Annotated in this window: 13 protein-coding genes; all 13 read left to right on the top strand. The window is 45.8% G+C overall.

All coding sequences use genetic code 11. From position 1 onward, the window contains the following. The first annotated feature begins 44 nt into the window (after window positions 1-44). The 13 genes from AC6F33_RS00375 to spoIIE all read left to right on the top strand — a co-directional run bounded on the left by AC6F33_RS00375 (window position 45) and on the right by spoIIE (window position 14,645). Window positions 45-995 carry a ribose-phosphate diphosphokinase gene (locus AC6F33_RS00375; RefSeq protein WP_255749261.1) on the top strand — a complete coding sequence of 317 codons (951 nt, stop codon included), beginning with the start codon at window positions 45-47 and terminating at the stop codon, window positions 993-995. 94 nt (window positions 996-1,089) lie between these two features. Beyond that, entirely contained in the window at window positions 1,090-1,722 is a 633-nt protein-coding gene (locus AC6F33_RS00380; protein ID WP_255749262.1) for a 50S ribosomal protein L25/general stress protein Ctc, read from the top strand. Between the two features lie 172 nt (window positions 1,723-1,894). Beyond that, window positions 1,895-2,464 (top strand): aminoacyl-tRNA hydrolase, encoded by a 570-nt coding sequence (gene pth / locus AC6F33_RS00385; RefSeq protein WP_255749263.1) that lies wholly within the window; start codon window positions 1,895-1,897, stop codon window positions 2,462-2,464. A 119-nt stretch (window positions 2,465-2,583) separates the two neighbouring features. Then, on the top strand, window positions 2,584-6,138 hold the full coding sequence (mfd, locus tag AC6F33_RS00390) for a transcription-repair coupling factor (RefSeq protein ID WP_255749264.1): 3,555 nt from the start codon (window positions 2,584-2,586) through the stop codon (window positions 6,136-6,138). A gap of 94 nt (window positions 6,139-6,232) precedes the next feature. After that, window positions 6,233-6,769: a stage V sporulation protein T gene (gene spoVT / locus AC6F33_RS00395; RefSeq protein ID WP_255749265.1), complete on the top strand. Its 537-nt coding sequence runs from the start codon at window positions 6,233-6,235 to the stop codon at window positions 6,767-6,769. 799 nt (window positions 6,770-7,568) lie between these two features. Further along, on the top strand, window positions 7,569-9,188 hold the full coding sequence (locus AC6F33_RS00400) for a putative polysaccharide biosynthesis protein (protein WP_500777536.1): 1,620 nt from the start codon (window positions 7,569-7,571) through the stop codon (window positions 9,186-9,188). Window positions 9,189-9,335: 147 nt separating this feature from the next. Further along, the gene (hbs, locus tag AC6F33_RS00405) at window positions 9,336-9,611 is read left to right on the top strand and encodes a non-specific DNA-binding protein Hbs (RefSeq protein WP_255749266.1); all 276 of its coding nucleotides are present in this window, start codon (window positions 9,336-9,338) and stop codon (window positions 9,609-9,611) included. Beyond that, window positions 9,608-9,868: an RNA-binding S4 domain-containing protein gene (locus AC6F33_RS00410; RefSeq protein ID WP_255749267.1), complete on the top strand. Its 261-nt coding sequence runs from the start codon at window positions 9,608-9,610 to the stop codon at window positions 9,866-9,868. Before hbs ends, AC6F33_RS00410 begins: the two co-directional genes overlap by 4 nt. A gap of 95 nt (window positions 9,869-9,963) precedes the next feature. Next, on the top strand, window positions 9,964-10,272 hold the full coding sequence (gene yabP, locus AC6F33_RS00415) for a sporulation protein YabP (protein WP_255749268.1): 309 nt from the start codon (window positions 9,964-9,966) through the stop codon (window positions 10,270-10,272). Then, entirely contained in the window at window positions 10,269-10,847 is a 579-nt protein-coding gene (gene yabQ / locus AC6F33_RS00420) for a spore cortex biosynthesis protein YabQ (RefSeq protein WP_255749269.1), read from the top strand. The genes yabP and yabQ overlap by 4 nt, the downstream gene beginning before the upstream one ends. A 14-nt stretch (window positions 10,848-10,861) precedes the next feature. After that, a complete protein-coding gene (locus AC6F33_RS00425; RefSeq protein ID WP_255749270.1) occupies window positions 10,862-11,242 on the top strand; it encodes an FtsB family cell division protein in 381 nt (126 codons plus the stop codon). A gap of 67 nt (window positions 11,243-11,309) precedes the next feature. After that, window positions 11,310-11,735, top strand: coding sequence for a S1 domain-containing RNA-binding protein (locus tag AC6F33_RS00430; RefSeq protein ID WP_255749271.1), 426 nt, complete (start codon window positions 11,310-11,312; stop codon window positions 11,733-11,735). A gap of 435 nt (window positions 11,736-12,170) precedes the next feature. Next, the gene (gene spoIIE, locus AC6F33_RS00435; protein WP_500778122.1) at window positions 12,171-14,645 is read left to right on the top strand and encodes a stage II sporulation protein E; all 2,475 of its coding nucleotides are present in this window, start codon (window positions 12,171-12,173) and stop codon (window positions 14,643-14,645) included. Window positions 14,646-14,760: the final 115 nt, after the last annotated feature.

Below are 14,760 nucleotides of genomic sequence, written 5' to 3' on the forward strand. Positions count from 1 at the left end.
TAATTAAAGTACAGGTTAAACCATTAACTGGAGGGAACCATTAGATGGTCAGCTATTTAGATCCAAATTTGAAAGTATTCAGCCTCAATTCAAATCCTGATCTTGCAAAGCAAATTGCAGAGCATATCGGTATTAAACTCGGAAAATGCATTGTATCGTCATTCAGTGACGGCGAGATCCAAATCAGCATCGAAGAAAGCATTCGAGGCAGTGAAGTTTATGTCATTCAGTCAACAAGTGATCCGGTGAATCAACACTTGATGGAATTGCTGATCATGATTGATGCGTTGAAACGCGCATCCGCAAAAACGATCAATTTGGTTATCCCTTATTACGGCTATGCGAGACAGGACCGCAAAGCACGTGCTCGTGAACCGATCACAGCAAAGCTTGTCGCAAATCTTTTGGAAACGGCAGGCGCAACGCGCGTGTTGACGCTCGATTTGCATGCACCGCAAATCCAAGGATTTTTTGACATTCCTGTCGACCAGCTTCTTGGTGTCCCGACCCTGTCGGAATATTTCATGAGCAAGCAGCTTGAGGATATCGTTATTGTCTCTCCGGATCATGGCGGTGTGACGCGTGCACGCAAAATGGCTGACCGCCTAAAAGCACCGATTGCAATCATTGATAAACGCCGCCCGCGTCCCAATGTTGCGGAAGTCATGAACATTATCGGCGATATTCAGGGCAAAACGTGCATTATTGTCGATGATATTATCGATACGGCAGGTACAATTACGCTTGCCGCTAACGCCTTAGTTGAGCGCGGCGCTAAAAAGGTGTATGCTTGCTGTACACACCCTGTTTTGTCGGGTCCCGCAATCGAACGTATTCAGGCGTCTGCAATCAGCGAACTCGTTGTGACCAACACGATTCCGTTGCCTGAAGAAAAGAAAATTGACAAAATTGTGCAGTTGTCTGTCGCACCGTTGATTGGTGAAGCAATTATTCGTATTCATGAAAAATTGTCGGTCAGCAGGTTGTTTAATTAACTATCGATCGGAATTTAGTGCCTTACAGGGTTAGATTATACGTGATTCGTCAAAAATTTAATAAGGATCCATTTGAAAGGGAGTGCAATGACGCATGGCAACATTAAGTGCGGCTGTTCGTAGCGAATTCAAGAAATCGTATGCAAAGAAATTGAGAAAAGAAGGAAAGATTCCTTCCGTAGTTTATGGAAAGACAGTAGGTAACGAATCTGTTGCGGTTGATGCCGGAGCAGTAAGCAAGCTCTTCCGCAGCGAAGGCAGAAACGCAATTATCAATTTGGACATTGAAGGTAAGAAAAAATATACGGTGATGGCTCATGAATTGCAATTTGATCCGTTAAAGGGCACTGTTCGTCATATTGATTTTCTCGAAATCAATATGAATGAAGAAATCGATGCTGTTGTACCTGTAGTACTTAAGGGTACGGAAGTTGTTGAAACCGGCGATGTTGTCTTGAACAACCAGCTGTCAGAGCTGACCGTACGCGCGCTTCCTAATGATCTTCCAAATACGATTGAAATTGACGTGTCTAAACTGGCTGTCGGTGATGCCATTCGTGTGAGCGACCTTGCAGACTCGAAAAAATATACCGTTCTTGGCGACCCTGAAGACGTTGTTGTGACGCTGTCTTATGGTACACAAGAAGCTGAAGCACCAGCAGAAGAAGCAACCGAAACTGCGGATGCTGCTGCGCCTGCAGCTGATGGTGAAAACGCAGCTGAATAAGTGTTCATTTAAATGAATGGAAAGGCGTAACCAATGCGTTACGCCTTTTTTCGTACCAATTAGAAAGTAAAAACATGTTGGTTATTTCTGAACATGAGATAAGACACGGTGGAGTTGAGCCGAGAAATTAATGCGCGAAACACTTATCTCAGATAGAAAGTGAGGAATCACTGTGAAAGTCATTGTCGGACTGGGCAATCCCGGTTCTGAATATGCCCATACGCGGCATAACATAGGGTTTGAAGTGATCGACTTAATCTCGCAGCAGCACGGAATCCGTTTAAACAAAAACAAGTTTAATGCGCTGTTTGGAAAAGGGTCGATCGATGGGGAAGAACTTTTGTTAGTGAAGCCGCTTACTTATATGAATGCCTCAGGTGAAGCGATTGGGCCGCTGCTTCGTTTTTTTAAGCTGTCAGTCGTTGACTTGCTGGTTATTCAGGACGATATGGATCTGCCGGTAGGCAAGATTCGCGTGAGGCAAAAGGGAAGCGCCGGCGGGCACAATGGGATTAAGTCAATTATTCAGCATGTGAACTCGCAGGAATTTGCTCGAATTAAAGTAGGTGTTGGCCATCCTCAGCACTCGCGTGAGGCAGTCATACGTTATGTGCTTCAAGGTTTTTCCGGGGATGACCAAATACAGATTTCGTCGGCAATTGAACGTGCAGCATCAGCTGCAGAAGCTTGGCTCACGTTACCTTTTTCACAGGTGATGAATACGTATAATGCGAATAAGTAGAAAACCGCGCGGGTATAATCATAGAAGTTTATCACAGATGATTAGGGTTCTGAAGAATCACTGCAGAGCTTTGGCTTAAGCCAAAGCGTTTTTCGGTTTTCAGAAAGCGAGGGTAGTCCATGCTTGGCCTGAGCCACTATTATCAACAGAACATAGATGAAATTCAAACAGTCCTTGAAGGCTATGAGCAAGGTATGAAGCAGCAGCTGGTGTCCGGACTTTCAGGCGGCGCAAAAGCATTATGGATTGCGGCGGTTTATCAGAAGAGACATCAGACATCTGTTGTTGTGACACATAACCTTTATCAAGGGCAGAAACTTTATAATGATCTCGAAGGCTTGATCGATTCGGAGGAGCTGTTTCTTTACCCTGCCAACGACTTGATTGCGTCTGAACTTGCTGTGGCAAGCCCGGAACTGCTCGCTCAACGTATTGATGTACTGAACCGGCTTGCGCAAAATCGCAAAGCACTCATTATTATACCGGTCGCCGGACTGAAAAAACTGCTCGCTCCGCTCTATTTGTGGAAAGCGAGCTTATTGCAGTTTGAGGTCGGAAAGACGGTTGATTTAGATGCGCTTCCGCGAAAATTGACAGCCATGGGCTATGAACGCGAATCTATGGTTGCCGGTCCAGGTCAATTCAGTATACGGGGCGGAATCATTGATCTTTTCCCGCTGACAGAAGCCCATCCGATCCGCATTGAGCTGTTTGACGATGAAATCGACTCTGTTCGCTATTTTGACAGTGACTCTCAGCGTTCGCTGGAAATGATTCAAAACAGCGTGCTGATCGGTCCGGCACGGGAACTTCTGCTTTACGAGGAAAACTATGCGGCGGCTGCGCAAGGACTTGAGCATGAACTGGCTGTCTCGTTAGCCAAGATGAAGGATCAGAAGGCTCAAGAGCTGCTCAGCGAACATAGCTCTGCTGACATTGAATCATTAAAACAAGGTGTGCCTTTTAACGGAATGATCAAGTATGCGTCTTTGTATTACAACAAATTGACGACTATTGATGATTATTTGCCTGAAGATGCTTTGATTATCTTTGATGAGATCAGCCGGATCCAAGAAATGTCTGAACAGCTGGATCGCGAAGAAGCCGAATGGCGAGTCGACATGCTGCAAAGAGGGGATATGGTCAGTGAATTGCCGCTGACTATGAGTTGGCCACAACTGACCGAGCGGCTGTCCCATCCGCTTCTCTTGCTGTCCCTTTTCCTCAGGTACCATGGTCAGTTTCAGCCGCAGAATGTCGTCAGTATAACATGTCGTGCGATGCAAAATTTTCATGGTCAGATTCAATTGTTGAAGACTGAGGTTGAACGTTGGAAGAAGGGCGATTTCTCCGTTACCTTTCTCGCCTCTGACAAAGAACGAGCAAAACGCTTAGATCAAGTATTATCGGATTATGGCATTCAGGCGGAATTTGTAGCACCCGAAACGCCACCTGTTCACGGTGTGAATCAGATTACAATCGGTCAATTTGAAATTGGCTTTGAATTGCCGCTTAAGAAAATCGCCGTGATTACTGAGCAGGAAGTCTTTACAAAAAAGACGGCGAAAGCGAACCATCATGGAAAGAAACTGTCGAATGCCGAACGCCTGAAAAATTATAGCGAGCTTAAAGTCGGCGATTATGTGGTTCATGTGGATCACGGGATCGGCCGATACGCCGGTATTGAGACGCTTGAAGTCAACGGTACGCATAAAGATTATTTGCAAATTATTTATAAGGGCAATGATAAGCTCTACGTCCCGGTGGAACATATTGATCAAGTACAGAAGTATGTGAGTTCCGAGGGTAAGGAACCGAAGATCTATGCACTAGGCGGCGGCGAATGGAAGAAGGTCAAGAGCAAAGCACGTTCGTCGATTCAAGATATCGCTGATGACTTGATCAAGCTCTACGCAAAGCGTGAAGCGAGCAAAGGCTACGCTTTTGCGAAGGACAGCGATGCGCAGCAGGAATTTGAAGCGGCGTTCCCATATGAGGAGACCACAGACCAGCTCCAAGCCATTGAAGAAATCAAGAAGGATATGGAGAACGAGAAGCCGATGGATCGTTTGCTGTGCGGTGATGTGGGCTACGGCAAGACCGAGGTTGCTTTGCGTGCTGCATTTAAAGCCATTGCCGACGGAAAACAAGTGGCTCTTCTGGTTCCGACTACAATCCTTGCACAACAGCATTTCGAGACGGCGAGTGAACGGTTTGAAGATTTTCCGGTCACGATCGGACTGCTTAGCCGTTTTCGTTCGAGGAAAGAACAAATGGAAACGCTTAAGGGCCTTAAAGCGGGCACGGTTGATTTAGTCATTGGGACGCATCGTCTACTGTCAAAGGATGTTCAATATAAAGATCTCGGTTTGCTGATTGTTGATGAAGAACAACGATTCGGAGTCACCCACAAGGAAAAAATTAAACGTCTGAAGGCGAATGTCGATGTGCTGACACTGACCGCGACACCGATTCCACGTACACTGCATATGTCGATGCTCGGGGTACGTGACCTTTCAATTATTGAAACACCACCGGAGAACCGCTTCCCTGTACAAACCTTTGTCATGGAATACAATGCGTCATTAATTCGGGAAGCAATCGAACGCGAAATGGCGCGCGGCGGGCAGGTGTACTTCCTTTATAATCGTGTGGAAACGATTCAGCGGATGGCTGAAATGATCTCCGGACTGGTCCCTGATGCAGCAGTCACATTTGCGCATGGGCAAATGAAAGAATCAGAACTTGAATCTGCAATGATTGATTTTCTCGACGGAAATGCAGATGTACTTGTTAGTACGACAATTATTGAAACCGGCGTTGATATTCCAAACGTCAATACCCTGATTGTTTACGATGCCGATCGAATGGGGCTAGCTCAACTGTACCAGCTTCGCGGACGAGTCGGGCGTTCCAGCCGTGTTGCCTATGCTTATTTTACGTATCAACGCGATAAGGTCATGAACGAGGTTGCTGAGAAAAGACTGCAAGCCATAAAGGAATTTACCGAGCTCGGTTCCGGATTTAAAATCGCAATGCGTGATTTGTCCATTCGCGGGGCCGGAAATCTGCTGGGCGCCCAGCAGCATGGATTTATCGACTCTGTCGGTTTTGATCTTTATTCGCAAATGCTTCAGGATGCCATTGCTGAGCGCAGCAAGAAGAGCAGTACGGACATGGCACCAAAACCGCCTAAAGTCACCATTGAGATGGAGACAGATGCATACATTCCGGATCTGTATATTGAGGATTCTCTGCAGAAAATTGATATGTATAAACGCTTCAAAGCTGCTGCCTCGGTTCAAGATGTTGAAGAACTGAAGGATGAGATGATCGACCGGTTCGGCGATTACCCAAGAGAAGTAGCCGACCTGTTCAAAGTGGCCGAGATACGCGTGACAGCAAATCAATTAATGATTGAGGAAATTAAGCAGCAAAGTTCTGAGGTCAGAATTATTTTCTCGGAAATGGGCTGGAAATCATTGGATCGAGAGTCGCTGTTTAAAGCAATCAGCAAAATGGGGTCCGGAGTTGGTCTCGGCGCGGAAGGATCGAAAATGAAAATAACCATTAAACAGAATAGGCGCAATGCAGATTCTAAGCTGCTGGAGGAGGTTGCTAAACTGCTTGGCGGAATCGAGCAGCTTCAGAAGCCGTCTGAGAAGGTAGGATAAATTTGGCGAAAAATGCATACTTTGACCAGTAGCGCAGATAATAATGCAAGGAATAGATGATTTTTGCGGAAGCGGAAAGAGAGGACATCCTTGTATGAAAGCAACTGGCATTGTCCGCCGAATCGATGATCTTGGGCGGGTAGTTATTCCTAAAGAAATACGGCGTACACTTCGTATTCGTGAAGGGGATCCACTAGAAATTTTCGTTGATCATGATGGCGAAGTGATTTTGAAAAAATACTCGCCGCTGAGCGAGCTCGGCGATTTTGCAAAAGAATACGCGGAGTCCTTGGCGGAAAATTCCGGCAAGCTGACCCTTGTCAGTGACCGTGATGCTGTGATTGCAGTCGCGGGAGGACCTAAAAAAGACTACTTGGAAAAGCGTCTGCTTGCGGTACCGGAAAAATCCATGGAGCAGCGGCAAACCATTCTTGAACAGGATCGCGGCGAGCCGCTAATGGAAGGACATGAAAATCTGTCCGGCCCCTATGTTGTTGCACCAATTATTGCCGGGGGCGATCCAATCGGTACCATTATTCTCATCGATAAGGACAAGAAGCCGATGGGTGAAGTCGAGGTAAAGCTTGCTGAGACGGCTGCAGGCTTTCTTGGCAGGCAGATGGAGCATTAAAAGTAAAATGTTTGCATGAGAGGAGGCGGCTGCAGCGCCTCTTTTTTGCAAGATAAGAAAGTATAGGATTTTGCCCCATATTTAAACGAATAAGCCAGTGTCTTGGACGAGAATAAAAGCGGAGGTTCGAGACGCCAGCGGAATCAGGTGCCAGCGAGACCCCGCGGATTTCTGCTTGTCTGAGGAGGCTCGCGGTGCGCCCGCGGTCGCGCTCAGTTGATGCGAGCAACCGAAGCGATGATTCACACCATAAAGACACAAATCAATGCTAAAAAAGGGAACTTTCGCAAGTGTAAAGGAGCTTTCGCTAAATACGCATACGTCCTGTATGCAACGCGAAAGCCATCACGTCCTGTGAAAGTAAGGACCGGGCGCTTTTTGCCCGGTTTTTCTTACAAGAAAAGAATGTATATCGTTCTGCCTTGCTGGTACAATGATCAGCGTCATAAGATTCGGGTGGGTGATCAGGCAAGCGCCCAATCTGAGAAATAGACGGAAAAATTCCGCTTAAATTGAAAATGAATGGTAAAATCGTTTAAATAGACGGAGAAATTACCCTTATTGAATCGAAAAATGTAAAAATAGAGGTTTTTTCTCTGAATAAGCGGAAAAATTACCCTTATTTACAGGCAAAACTAGCGCCATGGCGCATATAACCGGAAAATCTCCGCTTATTTTACTCGTTACTTAATGAAGGACCGGGCGTTTTTTGCCCGGTTTTTCTTATTGGGTTGATTCTTGATTCCAGGTACGCGATAGGGCAAGTTATGATATAATCCAACAGAGAATTCTTGGAGAAATGAGAGAGATCATGGGCAACGAGAAGAGGGAGAGCCACTTGGTGTGGCGCGGTGCGGCGATACTCACGGGTGCAGCTCTGCTGGTGAAGATTATGAGCGCGCTTTACCGGCTTCCCTACCAAAATTTTGCCGGCGACGTCGGTTTTTATGTTTATCAGCAAGTTTATCCTTTTTACGCACTGGCAGTGGCACTTGGAAGCACGGGATTTCCAATTGTCATTTCCAAATATATGGCTGAGGCAGGAGAACGGCATGACGCGAAAGTGGACGTGCAAAGGCATGCACTGATCGCGCTGCTGCTGATCTGCGGATTCTTTTTTGCTGCCCTTTTTATCTTTGCACAGCCTTTGGCAGCACTGATTGGTGATCAGCATCTTGCTGCCTTAATTCGTATCGCCGCATCAGCCTATCTTTTCGTCCCGATTGTGGCCCTTTTGCGCGGAACTTTTCAAGGCGACAAGGAAAATATGCTGCCTACAGCTCTCTCTCAAATCGGAGAACAGGTGACGCGTGTTTGTTTCATTTTAGGATTGTCCTGGTATTTATTTCTCAATCATGGAGATGCCTATGCATTCGGATTGGTTGCAACATCAGGATCGGCATTTGCGCCGCTCGTCACACTGATTATTCTTATTCTGTTTTTGCCCCGAAAAAAACAGTTCGCATACGAACTGTTTTCGAGGTCGGCCGTTGCAATCAATTGGCGGATGGTCAAAACACTTATAACTGCCGGCTGTCTTTTTTCCATTCTTGCCGTTCCCCTGCTCTCGTTTCAGCTTATTGATTCATTAACCGTACTTCGGCTTTTGGGTAAAATGCATCTTGCCGATCCCCGTGCTGAAAAGGGCATCTATGATCGTGCTTATATACTGACACAGTTTGGAATGATCGCATCTGCTTCGCTGACGGTGGCCATAGTGCCGCGCCTAGCGCAACTCGCAGCATTGCGAAAGCGTTATGAATTTCAAATGGAGGCAACGCTTTCGATTAAAGTAAGCGTTGCTTTTGGTGCAGCAGCAGCTGCAGGACTCATGATGATCAGCCGCGAGGTTAATATTATGCTGTTTCGAAATGCCGACGGAACGGCAGCTTTCGCAATTGCATCGTTCACGATGCTGACGCTTTCGATCATTTTGACCGCTTCAGGAATTTTAGAGGCAAACGGAAAACCCTGGGTACCTTTTTACTTTCTTGTCCTTGGCTCGTGTGTAAAAGGTGCGGCAAATTATTTCCTTATTCCGCACTTTGCTATTGTCGGTGCTGCTTTGGGTACATGTCTAGGAACCGCTGCAGCTGCTGTAATGAGTCTTGTCTATTTGCACCGCCATGCATTGACCGAGCGATTGCCCTGGCGCGCGGTTGTGAAATTAGGCATTGCCTTATCCGGGATGGCGGCAAGCGTGTCTCTTTGGAAAAGAATAATCAGCCGCTTCACCGATCCCCTTTCGGCAAGGCCCGCAGCATCAGTGCTCGCTTTATCCGGAGCCGTAGTCGGCGGTGTGGTCTTTATCGTGATCCTTTATATGGTCCGTTTTCTGAATAAGCATGACCTGAAGCGGCTTCCGATACGAAGAAAAAAGAAGCACAGTGCGGCATCGGCACGGTCTCGGAAACTGTGATCTGAAGGTAACTTATGATAGAATGAAAAAAATGATGGTTATAGAAGATGCTCGGGAGGCAGGACTATGATCATCTCTTTTGAGCAGATCTCTATACGTGGGAAAAAACGTATAAACGAATGAATACAATATGGAGGAATGGTTTGAATGAATAAAAATGAACTCATCCATAAAGTGGCAGAGAAAACGGGCATTGCGAAAAAAGATACGGAAACGGTGGTTAACGAAGCGCTGGAACAAATTATTCAAGCGCTGAATGCCGATGAAAAGGTTCAATTTGTCGGATTCGGTACCTTCGAAGTCCGTCAGCGCGCAAGCAGGACAGGACGCAATCCCCAGACAGGCGAAACAATCACAATCCCGGCGACCCGCGTGCCAGGGTTTAGAGCCGGCAATAAATTTAAGGATGCAGTGAAAAAATGAGATTAGACAAATATTTGAAAATATCCCGATTGATTAAACGGCGAACAGTAGCGAAGGAACTCGCCGATCAGGGGCGCGTTGATATTAATGGACAACCCGGAAAGGCAAGCTCGAATGTTGCGGTCGGTGATCAGCTGACTCTGCACTTCGGCCAAAAACCAATGACTGTTCGCATCTTGCTGTTAAAAGAAGTCGTCAAAAAAGAAGAAGCCGATTCGCTCTATGAAGTGGTCCGTGACCAGCAGGAAGGTCAATAAGCATTAAGTAGAAATTGATTTATTGTTGGTGATTCCGGTTGGTTCTAAATGGGACAGCTCCCTCATAATGTAGGAAACAGAGGAGGGGGAGTCCAATGAGTCAATTTTATTCGTCTCAGATCCCTAATAAAGACAAGCCGGCGCAAAATCAAAATATAGTTGTTAAGGATCGGAAATCAATCGAGATTACCGGTGTCAAACACGTGGAAAGCTTTGATCATGAAGAATTCTTGCTTGAGACGGTATTGGGGTATCTTGCCGTTCGAGGTTCCGGTCTGAAAATGCAAAATCTGAATGTTGAGCAGGGCCAGGTATTGATTGAGGGGCATATTATTGAAATCAGCTATCTGGATGATCAGGGCGGAGAAGCTCATAAAGGCTTCTTCGGCAAGCTGTTTCGATGACGCTTGAACAGCAATACGTCTCGCTTATCCTGATGCTCGCCATGGGTATTTGGTTCGGTGCTTCATTTTCGGTCTATCAGCACTTTGTGCACCCGAAAAAAGGACGCCGTTGGATTTTGCTGATTTCAGACCCTCTCTTTTGGATCGTACAGGCTGTACTGCTTTTTTCACTTTTGTTACCCGTAAATGAAGGACAATTGCGTCTTTATTATTTCCTGGGTATTGCACTCGGCTTTGCTTTTTATAAAGCACTTTTAGAAAAACCATTCATGCGTCTATTCGGCAAAATTGTTGCGGTGACTGTCCGAACAGGGCGTTTTACCGCAAAAACTGTCTATCAATTATTGATTTATCCGCTCTTTTTCCTATTGATGCTTGTCTTCAGATTGTGTAGAATGACAGTAAACACCTTACTGAAAATTTTGCTCTTTCTGCTTTTGATTCCTTTGAAAATTCTAAGAGGCATTGTTCGACTGGTTCTTCCGGATCGAGCAGTGGTCTATCTGGCAAAAAAAAGAATTTGGATACAGCAGAAATTCAATCAGTGGATGTCACTATTCACCAAACGGAAATGATCGGGGGGAACGATATGGAGAGTGCCGGTGCAGAGCGGGTCACTCGACTGCAGAATAATTATCTGCAGTCGCAGGAAATGAATGAAAAGAGAAAAAGAAAACGGCACAAGGGGTTAATTCGGCGTTTGACTGCTTTTTTTATTGTTTTTGCTTTAGCCTGCGCCTTCATGATCTCCTCTCTGATTTCGCAATCCCATAAACTAAATGCTGCATCACAAGAAAAAATAAGTTTACAAAAACAGCTGAATCAGTCGAAATCCCAAGCAGTGGAATTGAAGAAACGCATTTCTCTGCTGCATAATAAAAAATATATTGGCGAAATTGCAAGGCGCGATTATCTGTTATCGAATAAAGGAGAAATTATTTTTTCGAAACCCGATAATAACAAGGATTGACAGGCACTTTTTTTGCTATGTATAATAATATAATTAGTGATACCAATTTAGGAGGAAGCTTTTTTTTATGTCAATTGAAGCAGGCAGCAAGCTGAAGGGTAAAGTATCAGGAATTACGAACTTCGGAGCCTTCGTTGATTTACCAGACGGAAAAACGGGTCTGGTTCATATCAGTGAGGTTGCGGATCGGTATGTGAAAGACATTCATGACGTTCTGGCGGTTGGTGATGAAGTAACGGTAAAGGTGTTGCAAGTCGCTCCGGATGGAAAAATCGGTCTATCGATCCGTAAAGCTGTCGATAAACCTAAGGTTGCATCTTCATCCTCGCGCGGAGGTTCTCAGAGACATGGCGGCGGGAAACGGTTTACCTCGCGTGCTCCAAGCTTTGAGGACAAAATCTCCCAGTATTTGAAGGACAGTGAAGATCGGCTTTCGACAATTAAGCGCCAGACAGAATCCAAACGCGGGGGACGCGGTGCGAGAAGAGGCTGAGCGCGACCTCCGAAAGTTTCTCAATATATAAACGCAACACCCAAGTTCAAACAGAGCTTGGGTGTTTTTTATTGCCCCTTGACAGGGGGAGTTCCGACACTGCCTATTGGAATGCTTGACTGCACTGAACAGGCGCTGTTATGAATGACTTGTTTTAAAGGTGCTGAATTTTTGTAGTGGTGTCAAGGTGAAAGATGAACGATGGCGAAGGCAGAAAATTTAGGGAAAAAAGGCGGTATTTCAAAGTCTTCGCCTTCTATAGACGATAAATTCATGCTATTCATCGACAGACTGCACGATCATTTGTCGTTTATGGCTGAACATCAAGAATGCCGTCGAAGTTTTTTTGATCTGCGGCTTGTGATTGTGACAAATTATGAACGTCTACTATGCTTTAATGGATCATACAATCATAAGTTAAAGGCGGCGAGCGATATGATTCAAAAATTTGGCGGTGCAGCAGCGGGTACCATTGACCCTTACCTACAAAAAAATCAAACGATACAAGAACGATCAAAATCGCAGCGCTCTTTTCAAACCTTTTTGCTGGGTGTTATGTTTCGTACCGATCTGTTTTTTCTGGCAGCAGGATTTTTGCTTGGACGGGCTGTAATCATTACAAGCTTGACACCGTTTATTCTTCCTTTTTTTGCAACGGTATTCTGGATGAAACGCAAACGGAGATGGGCAGATTCAATGGCAGTTTTGGCCGGAGGGCTCACGCTGTCTGTGGGACAAGCTTTTTACGCACTGCTTGGATTAATCGTTTTCTTGGCAGGGTGGAGGATTGTGGCTTCGTTTCAACGTGTGCATATGGAACGCTGGCTGCCTGGACTTGTATTTCTTACCGGATTTTTAGTGCGTCTGCTCTGTCAGGCAGCATTTTCATTGACACTTGTATGGACGGATGTGCTCACGGCCGGAGCCGAGGCATCATTATCCGCGCTTGTGACACTCATATTTATGCAGAGCGTTCCGCTCATGTCTACGCGTGTTAACCATAAACTGTTTCGAAATGAGGAAATCATTTGTTTCGTCATTTTAATTTCATCAGTAATCGCCGGAACAATCGGATTGCATATCTATGATCTATCCATTGATCATGTACTTGCCCGGTATGCCGTGCTTCTGTTCGCATACGCTGGCGGTGCGGCGATCGGTTCAACGGTTGGTGTGGTGATCGGTCTCATTCTGGGCATGGCGAGCGTGTCGAGTCTCTATCAAATGAGCCTGCTCGCCTTCTCAGGCGTGCTTGGCGGCTTACTTAAGGAGGCGGGAAAAGCGGGTGTTTGTGCCGGATTGTTAATCTCGACATTATTAATTGGTGTTTATGGCGGCGGATATGCAGGGCTTGGGAGCGAGGTGATTGATTCGATTGCGGCCATTATACTTTTTCTTGTTACACCGAAGAGTCTGATCCGGCAAATGGCTTCCTTTATTCCGGGGACACGCGAGTATCAGGCTGAACAACAGCAATATGTACGTAAGCTGCGTGATGTAACAGTTGGTCGGGTGGAGCAGTTTTCAGGCCTTTTTCAGACGCTTGCGAAGAGCTTTTATCCACCGGCAGAAGCGGAAACAGAGGAAGACAGCGACTTTTTGAGTAATGTCACGGCCAAGACATGCCAGAACTGCTTCAAAAAAGAGTTCTGCTGGGTCAATAATTTTGAACGGACGCAGAAGCTGATGCTCGAATTGCGTGATGAGTCGCGGCGTGGAAATCGTGAAGAGAATGCACGGCTGCATCATAAATGGCGTAGTCACTGTTCCAAGGCGGAGCGAACGCTGGAAGTCATCCGCAAAGAGCAGAGTCTGTCTGAACTGCATGAGAAGATGAAACAAAATGTTAAAGAGAGCAGACGGCTTGTCGCGGATCAGCTCAGAGGTGTCTCACAGGTAATGGGCGATTTTGCCAGTGAAATGAAGCGTGAACGCGGTCTTCATGAATGGCAGGAAGAAATGATTCTAGCTAAATTGAATGGTATCGGTATCCGCGTTGAGAGTGTGGAGATTTACAATTTAGAATCTGGGGCTATTGATATTGAAGCGCTGCTGCCGACCGATAATTACGGTGCATGCGAAAAAGTTATTGCACCTCTGCTGTCCGATATTCTCGGCGAGAGTATTGTTGTTGAGAAAAAGCAAGCCTCTGATTATCCCGGAGGACCGAGTCGTGTTGTTTTTATTTCTGCTCGTGCATACGATTTGGATACCGGTGTCGCAACGGCCGCACGAGGAGGGGGCAGCATTTCCGGGGATAACTACTCACTTTTTGAAATCGGTTCCAAAAAATACGTTATGGCAATAAGCGATGGAATGGGGCATGGCGAACGTGCGGACATGGAAAGCAAAGATACCTTACAGCTGCTGAATAAAGTATTAAAATCCGGTATTCATGAGACGCTGGCGATCAAATCCATTAATTCAATCCTATCGCTTCGCTCGACTGAGGAAATTTATGCGACACTGGATTTGGCACTGATTGACTTGCAAAATGCGACATCAAAATTTCTGAAAATAGGATCAAATCCAAGCTTTATTAAGCGCGGCGGCCGTGTTTTCATGTTGGATGCAGGTAATTTACCAATTGGAATTATACGTGATGTTGATGTGGATATGAAGACTGAACAGTTAAAATCCGGAGACCTACTGATCATGATGAGCGATGGGATTTTTGATGTGCCAAAGCATATTGAGAATAAAGAAGCATGGGTCAAGCGGAAAATTAAAGAGCTGCAGACTAATGACCCGCAAGAAATTGCCGATCTGCTGCTTGAGGAAGTAATTCGTGTCGGAGATGGCAGTATTGATGACGATATGACAGTCATCGCTGCACGAATCAGCCATCATATTCCTGAGTGGTCGGCTTTTTCGACGGATCGAAGCGATGAACATGCCAATCGTGCCTAATGGGATTAAATGAATCTTTCACACCGTTTTTATCGTTGCTTGCATCTTTGCGAGGCAGATAGATTTTGCTTTGGCGGTCATGAGGCAAGTTTTACGAGACTAACGGTATAGAAAC

Source organism: Sporolactobacillus sp. BBK16-2 (assembly GCF_059878335.1).